Genomic DNA, 8,167 nt, shown 5'->3' with positions numbered 1-8,167 from the left:
TGAGGACGACGGCCACCGACACCACGATCCACAGCGGCCAGCCGAAGTACGAGTTCTCCTCGGTCGCGTTGATGGCCACGTTCTGGCCGTGCGCGCTCGACCTCGACGCCCACAAGCTCGGCCTGGCCCTGCGCGCCGGCGACGGGGCGACCACCATGATCGGCGACCACTTCGGCCGCCGCCTGGTCACCGACACCGCCGGAGCCGAACTGCTGGTCTACACCACCGATCCTTTGGTCCTGCACCAGCGTTTCCCGGTAGGCTCTTCGCCCTACGCACTCGCCTACGATCAGCGGTCGGAGACCGTGTGGGTGACGCTGACAGGCAGCAACGAAGTCGTCGGCTACGAGCTGTCGACGGGTATACCGGTAGAGGTGGGGCGCTACCCGACGGTGCGCCAGCCCAACTCGGCGACCGTCGATGCCCGCACCGGTGACCTGTTCGTGGGATCCGCGACCGGCGACGGTCTGCAGCGGATCGGCGCGGACCAGCGGAAGAGAGGGCAGTGATGGCTCGGGCCTCACGATCGGCGCATCAATCGCGCACATTACCGGAAGGCTGGGAGGAATCCAGCGACGAATGGGAGTACGTGCCCCTGCGGCTGCCACCGGGCATCACCAGGGTCACCGCCACCATGCGACTGTCCATTCACGCCGAATTCGGTGGCTGGGAACTCTCGCGGGTGCGCGCCTACACCGACGGCAGCCGCCGCGTGTTACTGCGCCGCCGCAAGACCACCCCCCTGCTATCCCCGACACCCGAGGCGGTGATGTAACCCCCTATGTATGAGCGCCTGTACGCCCTGCTGCTGAAGCTGATGTTCCTGCTCCCGCCGGAACGCATCCACCATCTGGCCTTCGCCGCGATGAAGCTGGCGACCCGGTTCATCCCGGGCCGCGCCCTCACCGGCAAGGTCCTGGTGACCGACGACCCGATCCTGCGCACCCGCGTGTTCGGCGTGGACTTCCCCGCGCCGCTGGGTCTGGCCGCCGGCTTCGACAAGAACGCCGACGGCGTCGACGCGTGGGGCCCGCTCGGTTTCGGCTACGCCGAGATCGGCACCGTGACCGCTCAGGCCCAGCCCGGCAATCCCGCGCCGCGGCTGTTCCGCCTGCCCGCGGACCGGGCGCTCATCAACCGCATGGGGTTCAACAACTTCGGCGCCGCCGCCGCGGCCGAGCATCTCGCGCACCGGCTGCCCGGCGGTGTCCCCATCGGCGCCAATATCGGCAAGACCAAGGTCGTCGAACCCGCCGACGCCGCCTCCGATTACGCGATCTCGGCGAAACTGCTGGGCCCGCTGGCCGACTTCATGGTCGTCAATGTCAGCTCCCCCAACACCCCCGGCCTGCGCGACCTGCAGGCCGTCGCCTCGCTGCGCCCGATCCTGCAGGCGGTGCTGGACTCGGTGTCGGTCCCGGTGCTGGTCAAGATCGCCCCCGACCTGTCCGACGACGATATCGACGCCGTCGCCGACCTGGCCGTGGAACTCGGCCTGGCCGGTATCGTCGCCACCAACACCACCATTCGCCGTGACGGCCTGGCCACCCCCGCCGCCACCGTGGAACCCATCGGCGCCGGCGGCCTGTCGGGTCCCCCGGTCGCCGACCGCTCCCTCGAGGTGCTGCGCCGCCTCTACACCCGTGTCGGCGACAAACTGGTCCTCATCTCCGTCGGCGGCATCGAAACCCCCGACCAGGCCTGGGCCCGCATCCTCGCCGGCGCCTCGCTGCTGCAGGGCTACACCGGCTTCATCTACGGTGGGCCCTTCTGGGCCAAGCACATTCACCGCGGCCTGGCCGCCAAACTCCGCGAACACGGCTACTCCAGCCTGTCCCAAGCCGTCGGCGCCGAACACCGCGCCCGCGCCTGAACCCGGTTCGCGGTCGCAACGCCGTCCGGTCATCGCCACCGGTGTTGTGACCGCGCACCCGAACCCGCGCCGTGGCCGCCGGGGGCACCCCAACCCGACAGTGCCGCCGTCGGCGCAGCGGTCTCCTCGTCGGGCAACTCATCCCCGTGCAGGCGATCGGCCAGTCGTTGCGCCAGCAGGATCACCGCGCGTTCGACCCCGATCCCGAGCCGGGTGGCCAGGTCGGCGGCCCACAGGTGCGCCGCCTCGTCGTCGACGACGGCCGGATCCGAGAGGACCTCGTCCAATTCCATTCCGGCCCGCGCCTGCTCGTGGGTGAGGTGGCGGGCGGGCAGCCAGCTCAACCGCCACACCACCTGCCCGCGCCGATACTCCCGCAGCGCGTATTCGGGGCTGATGTCGCTGGTCATCGCCCGCGTCGTGATATCGATCGTCACCAAGACCTCCCAAGGCCGTCGGCGCGCGCCGCGGGATCTCCGCCCGCCCACCGTATTTCGCCCGCCGCGGCCGATTGCCGCGTCGAGCCCTGCCATCCCCTCATCAACCCTGCCCCGACCTCGCAGCCTGTTCGGTCGGTCGGTCACGCCGATCGTCGCCGCAACAGCAGAAACAGGGCCTGCTCCAACGGAATCCCCAGCTCGCCCGCGGCGGCGATCATCCGCCCCTGGGCGGCTTCCGCGCGCGGGTACGGGTCCGCGGCCACGAGCTCGGCCAGCACCATCGCCGCCAGCGCCTGTGCGCGGGTCAGCAGTCGATCCGGTATCCAGCTGCACCGCCAGGCCAGCATCCAGCGGTCGGCCACCCGCACCGCGTTCTCGTCGGTCAGGTCGCTGGTCATCGACCAGTCGTCGGTGGCGTAGATGGTCATGACTCCCCCCGTTCGCGCCGGCGCGCCCGCAAGGTGTCACACGCGTCATCGAGATCGATGCCCAATTCCGCGCCGATCGCGCGGGCGCGCCGCCATGCCGGGTCGGTGGGAACGGGAGCGCTGCGCAGGATCTCGGTCAGTTCCATCGCCAGCAGCGCCTGTTCCCGCGTCAACAGCGGCGACCTGCGCCAGCTGAGGCGCCACGCGGGTTCGGGTCGGCGGGGCAGTCGTTCGGCGCACTCGCCGGTGACGCTGCTGGTGATCGAGCTCGTACTGGGATAGATCATCGTGGCCTCCGATGAGACGAGGAGGCGTCACCGCCGGATCGAGTGTGACGCGGGTGGGCCGAGGCGACGTGGGCGGGCGAATCCGCCTATCGCACTTGGACATTCACCCGGAGGTCGGTGTCGGGCTCACCACACCCGGGGCGCGCTCGCCGCCGGATCCGCCGGATCGTGACTACTCCGGTCATCGGAACCTCCCGGGACATCGGGTCGGGCGGCGCTCATTTGCCAATTCCAGGATGGCATTTGGCACTTCCGAAACGCAGTTTGACGCTGTCACAATTAGATTGCCGTTTCCGTCGACGTCCAAACGTGAACGGTCCTATGGTTGGGGCGAATGATGATGCAGCCGAGCAGCGGAGCCGACACGGCAGCGCAGGACAACGACGTGCGCGCCGTGCGCGAGACCCTGCTGCAATTGCGTAAGCGCTGGGCCATGGGCGGTGACCGTGATCGCTCGGTCGACCTCGGAGCGCTGCTCGGACTCGTGATCGTCCGCCGTGTCGCACACCTGACCGGCTGCGACCCGAAAACGGCACTGCCCGAGGCGCTGCGCTACATCGCCGCCAGTCTGGATCCGGCCGACCGCCTGATCGTCGATGCCGAGCTGAGCCTGCGCATGTTCGCCGAGCGGCTGCCCGATGCCGTCGCCGAGGAACTCTACGGGCCCGAGCTGGGCCAGCGACGTGACAGCCTGGCCCTGCACTGGGTAGCCCTGCACGAGCGCCTGGGTGTGCCGGTGGTCCAGGTGCCCCGCAACAATCGCGCGTTGCGCGGTCGCCGTGAAGAGGAGGCGTTCACCGCGCTGGCGCGCGGGCTCACCCTCGAGTCCGTGGTCCGCGCCGATGGAATTCCCGGTGCGGCAACGCGTCCGAGCGCGGTGGTGATCGGTGACGCGGCCTGGGATCGCATCTACACCGTCGACGTGCTGCCCACGGCGGGTGAGTCGCTCTACGGGGAGTTCTCCGAGCACGCCGGCGGCAAAGGACTGAACCGTGCGGTCGCCCTGGCCCGGCTCGGCGTGGACGCGCGCCTGTTCGCGGCCGTCGGTGACGACGGCGCGGCCGAGCTGATCGTCGAGTACCTGGACAAGCGTGGCGTGGACACCAGCCTGGTGCGTGCGCGTCGCGGGCCGACACCGACGGCCGCGGTCACTGTCGACAAGGACGGCCGCAGCTTCTCCATCGCGGGCAAGGCCGACCGGATCCGGTTCGATGCCAGAGACATCGCCGATATCCCGATCACCCGCGCCCTGATCAACTCCGATGCGGTGCTGATGACCTTCGAGCAGAACAGCGAAGTGCTCACCGCGGTCGCCGCGACGATCACCGACCGGCAGCCGCGACCGTGGCTGTTCGTCAGTGCTACGCCGCCGCCCAAACGGTTCCCGGACCGGTTTCCCGGCTATCTCGCGACGGTCGACTACCTGATCGCTTCGGTCGGCGAGCTCGCCGCCCTGCGGCCCGGCTCCGAAACCGCGGATATCGCTACCCAACTGGTGCGGCACGGGGTGGGTGCCGTGGTGGTTCTGCAGGGCGACAGCTGCGCGATGTACTCGGCCGAGGACCGCGCTGCCGAACCGGTGCGCGCCGAAATCCAGACCGATCGTCCTGGTTCTCCAGGGGCATCATCGGCGTTCGTCTCCGCGTTCATCGCCCGGTTGATGACCCAACCCCGCCCCGACGACCCCGACCGGCGCCGGCAGGCCGGGCGCGACAACCTCCAATGGGCGGCTGCCGCCATCCCCGCGCGCACGATCAACGAGAAGAGCATTCCCGACTCCATGCCCACCCGCGAGGCCATCGACCGGAGCATGGACGCGTCCTAGATATTCGCGGACCAGGGCGGCTCACCGGTCGGCAGCCAGTGTCCGTGCCGGCGTTTGGCCTGCTGATAATCGGCTTCGCGCTTGGTGCGCGGCAAGGTGCGCAGTGGGATGACGATGGCGTGAATATCGGCGTCGCGCACCGCCTGCAGCTTGAGCGGGTTGTTGGTCATCAGCTGAACCGACGACAGTCCCAGCGCCTTGAGGGTCTGCGCGGCGTCGGTGTAGTCGCGTTTGTCCTCGGTGTAGCCCAGTGACAGGTAGCTGTCATAGGTGTCGAGGCGTGTCTTCTCACTGGCCTCGTAGCCGCGGGCCTTGGCCAGCAGTCCGTAGCCGCGTCCCTCCTGCTTGAGGTAAACGAGGATTCCTGATCCGGCGGCCTGGATCAGGTCGAGCGAGCGCGCGAGTTGGGGTCCGCAGTCGCAGTCCTGGAACGAGAGCGACTCGCCGTAGAGGCACTGCGAATGAATCCTGACCAGGCAGCCGTCCTCGATGGATCCGAACGCCAGGATGTGCCCGGGCTCGCCGTCTGTCGGCAGATCGGTGACCCGGACCCGGATCTCTTCACCCTTGCGTGAAATCCAATGGCTGGCGTGATCAAGGCTGGCCCACATGGCCTGTCTTGTAACGCCTTTCGCTGGTTCACAGCTCATCAGAGCATGGTATGTCCAGATGTGACCCCGGTAGTCCCGATCGCTGAACCTGACATAACGCCGAATTCGAACAAACCGGATAACTATTCGGACCGGTCCGTTTAGGCGACGTGGCGAATCTTTTGCCGATCATATCCAGCCGCTATCGTGTGGCCGTGCGAATCCATGTTCGCTGGATCGACGCGCGCCCGCTGAAATCGGTCATCGGCGGCGGCGTTTCGACCACGTGGAGGCCGTTCCTGAATCGCGAGCCGACAGCTCACCGCGTCGGCCGTGCCCGGCTGTTTCGGCGAACTCACTTCGGATACCTTCGTGCGCAACGGTTCTCGCCGCTGCGCACCCGGTCGGCCGCATTCCTGTCGCAATGCTGACCCGCCACGCCTGAGCGGCCTCCGGCAACCCGAAATCGACTTGTGAGGAGAACAATGACGACTGCCCTGTCTGCGGCGCCGGATCGCCGGTCGCAGGCCCTGCCCGCCGTACTTCCCGAGCCCGAACATTGGCTCACCCGGCGCGGACGCGAGCTGCGCGTGCGGGTGGAGATGCTCGACGCGGCGGCCGATTCCGGATGTGTTCTCATCTTCGGCGATCTCGCCGATGCCCGTGCCAGGGGCCGAGCACCGTTGGTGCGGTTGCATTCTCGCTGCCTGTACGGCGACGCGCTGGAATCCGACGACTGCGACTGCGGTCCCGAATTGAGCCTGGCCATGGACCTGATCCAGGCCGCGGGAGTCGGTGTCCTGGTCTATCTCGAGCAGGAGGGCAGGGGTGAGGGCCTGCTGGTGAAGGCACGCGGATTGCGCCTGAGCGAAGACGAGGGCGTCGATACGTTCGACAGCTACGAGCGGCTCGGCAAGACACATGATTCCAGGAGCTTTCAGGCCGCCGCCTGCTATCTGCGTGACACGTTGAAGCTGACGTCGGTGCGATTGATGACCAACAGCCCGCACAAGATCCAGGCCCTCACCGACGCGGGTCTCGCGGTCGGCAGAGTCCCGCTCGAGACGCCACCGCGCAGCGACCGGGCCCGCCGCTACCTCGAAGCCAAACAGCGGATCCGTGGGCACGAACTCGCCGAGGCACTCAGCAAGGCCGAAGTGGCCTTGCAGGAAACCGAGGAAGCGCTGCTGAAAACCGAGGTCGCGTTCACCGGGGCCGTCGAGGCCGGTGATGCTCTGCACGACGCGGACCGGGCCCTGCACAAGGCGGACAAGGCTCTTCACGAAGCCGATGAGGCGTTGCACGAGGTCCCCGGCGCACCCGCGAAGCCCGATCGCCACGGACGCGGCACACGCAGGAACACGGCGTGGCTCCTCACCGGCCTGGGTTGCCTGGCGGCGGCGGTCGTGACATGGCTTCTCCGCCTTCCCCTCCCGCCGCAGCTGCCGGCGGTGGCCCTGGGGTCGGCCGGGTTCATCCTCGGGCGAGTCGTCGCGATGGAAGGCCGCCCGCCCACCCGCTGACCGTAGGCCGGCAGCGCGCTCACCGGCCGTATCCGCCGCCGTGCCCGCGAAGGAATTGGCAATTTCGGCCATGACTCTGGCCCCTGTAGCCCGCGACACAGTCGCGAAAGTCTGGTTACGATGAGTGAGCCGCGCCACAGGTGACGCGTGGCCATCGCGTGATCGGGTTGGTCGTGGTCTCGGACTTCGAAGGTTCGCGCTGGTGGGCGCGCGGGTGGACGGCGAAGCGAGAGGCTATCGGGAAAAGGGCTTATGACGACTGACATCGGGTATGCGCACGCATCGGGCAAGACCGTCCACACGATTCCGGAGGCGTTCCAGGAAACCTTGACGCTGCGTCCGGGACAGGTGGCGTTGCGGACCGTGGGGGGCACACGGCAGTTCACCTGGCGCGAGTACGGCGAGCGGGTGCGCGCGATCGCCGCCGGGCTGGCGGCACTCGGGGTGGGGCGCGGGGACGCGGTGGGCATCATGCTCACCAACCGGCCCGAGTTCAATCTGGTCGACACCGCGGCACTGCACCTGGGCGCGACGCCGTTCTCGATCTACAACACCAGCTCCCCCGAACAGATCGCGCACCTGTTCACCAATGCCGAGAACCGCGTGGTCATCACCGAACCGGCGTTCCTGGACGTGGTGCGCGCCGCCGGCGTGGACATGGAACACCTGGTGCTGGTCGAGGGTTCGGCCGCGGGCACGCTGACACTGGACGAGGTGGAAGCCGCCCCGCACCCCGACTTCGACTTCGACGCCGCCTGGCGCGCGGTGCGGCCCGACGACGTGGCGACGCTGATCTACACCTCCGGCACCACCGGCCCGTCCAAGGGCGTGGAGCTGACCCACCGCAATGTGGTCGCCCAGATCGTGGGCCTGGTCGAGGGCCCGCTGACCGTCGGCCTCGACGACCGCTCGGTGTCCTACCTGCCCGCCGCCCATGTGGCCGACCGCATCTCGGGACACTGCGCCAACCTGTTCACCGGCGTCCAGATGACGTGCGTGCCCGACCCGCGCGAGATCGCCGCCGCCCTGCCCGACGCCCGCCCGACCGCGTTCTTCGGTGTGCCGCGGGTTTGGCAGAAGATCAAGGCCGGCATCGACGCCAAACTCGCCACCGAGGCCAGCCCGGTGAAGAAGGCCCTGGCCAACTGGGCGCTGGGCGTCGGCGCGCAGGCCGCGCGCGCCGATCTCGCCGGCACCGGCC

11 protein-coding genes are annotated in these 8,167 nt (G+C 68.6%); 7 read left to right on the top strand and 4 right to left on the bottom strand.

Features of this window, described 5'->3' with window-relative positions:
* The 3 genes from ACWELJ_RS32165 to ACWELJ_RS32155 all read left to right on the top strand — a co-directional run.
* On the top strand, positions 1-509 hold a 509-nt coding region (locus ACWELJ_RS32165; RefSeq protein ID WP_452369846.1), incomplete at its 5' end, for a YncE family protein.
* Positions 509-775, top strand: coding sequence for a DUF5703 family protein (locus tag ACWELJ_RS32160; protein WP_213555396.1), 267 nt, complete (start codon positions 509-511; stop codon positions 773-775). The genes ACWELJ_RS32165 and ACWELJ_RS32160, both read left to right, overlap by 1 nt.
* Before the next feature lie 18 nt (positions 776-793).
* Complete coding sequence (locus ACWELJ_RS32155) at positions 794-1,873, top strand: quinone-dependent dihydroorotate dehydrogenase (protein WP_452369847.1); 1,080 nt, start codon at positions 794-796, stop codon at positions 1,871-1,873.
* Positions 1,874-1,902: 29 nt separating this feature from the next.
* Here the strand turns inward: ACWELJ_RS32155 and ACWELJ_RS32150 are convergent, their stop codons facing one another.
* The 3 genes from ACWELJ_RS32150 to ACWELJ_RS32140 form a co-directional block, all read right to left on the bottom strand.
* Positions 1,903-2,310: a hypothetical protein gene (locus ACWELJ_RS32150; RefSeq protein ID WP_452369845.1), complete on the bottom strand. Its 408-nt coding sequence runs from the start codon at positions 2,308-2,310 to the stop codon at positions 1,903-1,905.
* A 143-nt stretch (positions 2,311-2,453) separates the two neighbouring features.
* A complete protein-coding gene (locus ACWELJ_RS32145) occupies positions 2,454-2,741 on the bottom strand; it encodes a hypothetical protein (protein ID WP_452369844.1) in 288 nt (95 codons plus the stop codon).
* Positions 2,738-3,028, bottom strand: a complete 291-nt coding sequence (locus tag ACWELJ_RS32140) for a hypothetical protein (RefSeq protein WP_452369843.1) — start codon at positions 3,026-3,028, stop codon at positions 2,738-2,740. Before ACWELJ_RS32140 ends, ACWELJ_RS32145 begins: the two co-directional genes overlap by 4 nt.
* A gap of 334 nt (positions 3,029-3,362) precedes the next feature.
* On the opposite strand from ACWELJ_RS32140, the gene ACWELJ_RS32135 reads away from it, so the two are divergent.
* Positions 3,363-4,853: a carbohydrate kinase family protein gene (locus ACWELJ_RS32135; RefSeq protein ID WP_452369842.1), complete on the top strand. Its 1,491-nt coding sequence runs from the start codon at positions 3,363-3,365 to the stop codon at positions 4,851-4,853.
* Here the strand turns inward: ACWELJ_RS32135 and ACWELJ_RS32130 are convergent.
* Positions 4,850-5,464: a GTP cyclohydrolase gene (locus ACWELJ_RS32130; protein WP_452369841.1), complete on the bottom strand. Its 615-nt coding sequence runs from the start codon at positions 5,462-5,464 to the stop codon at positions 4,850-4,852. The two genes, ACWELJ_RS32135 and ACWELJ_RS32130, sit on opposite strands and share 4 nt — an antisense overlap.
* 149 nt (positions 5,465-5,613) lie before the next feature.
* On the opposite strand from ACWELJ_RS32130, the gene ACWELJ_RS32125 reads away from it, so the two are divergent.
* The 3 genes from ACWELJ_RS32125 to ACWELJ_RS32115 form a co-directional block, all read left to right on the top strand.
* Entirely contained in the window at positions 5,614-5,874 is a 261-nt protein-coding gene (locus tag ACWELJ_RS32125) for a hypothetical protein (RefSeq protein ID WP_452369840.1), read from the top strand.
* 54 nt (positions 5,875-5,928) lie between these two features.
* Entirely contained in the window at positions 5,929-6,966 is a 1,038-nt protein-coding gene (locus ACWELJ_RS32120; RefSeq protein ID WP_452369839.1) for a GTP cyclohydrolase II, read from the top strand.
* 252 nt (positions 6,967-7,218) lie between these two features.
* A partial coding sequence (locus tag ACWELJ_RS32115; protein WP_452369838.1) for an AMP-binding protein occupies positions 7,219-8,167 on the top strand: 949 nt, incomplete at its 3' end.

Source organism: Nocardia sp. NPDC004582 (assembly GCF_053602115.1).
The sequence above is the reverse complement of the archived record's forward strand: the minus strand, read 5'-3'. Positions and strand labels throughout refer to the sequence as shown.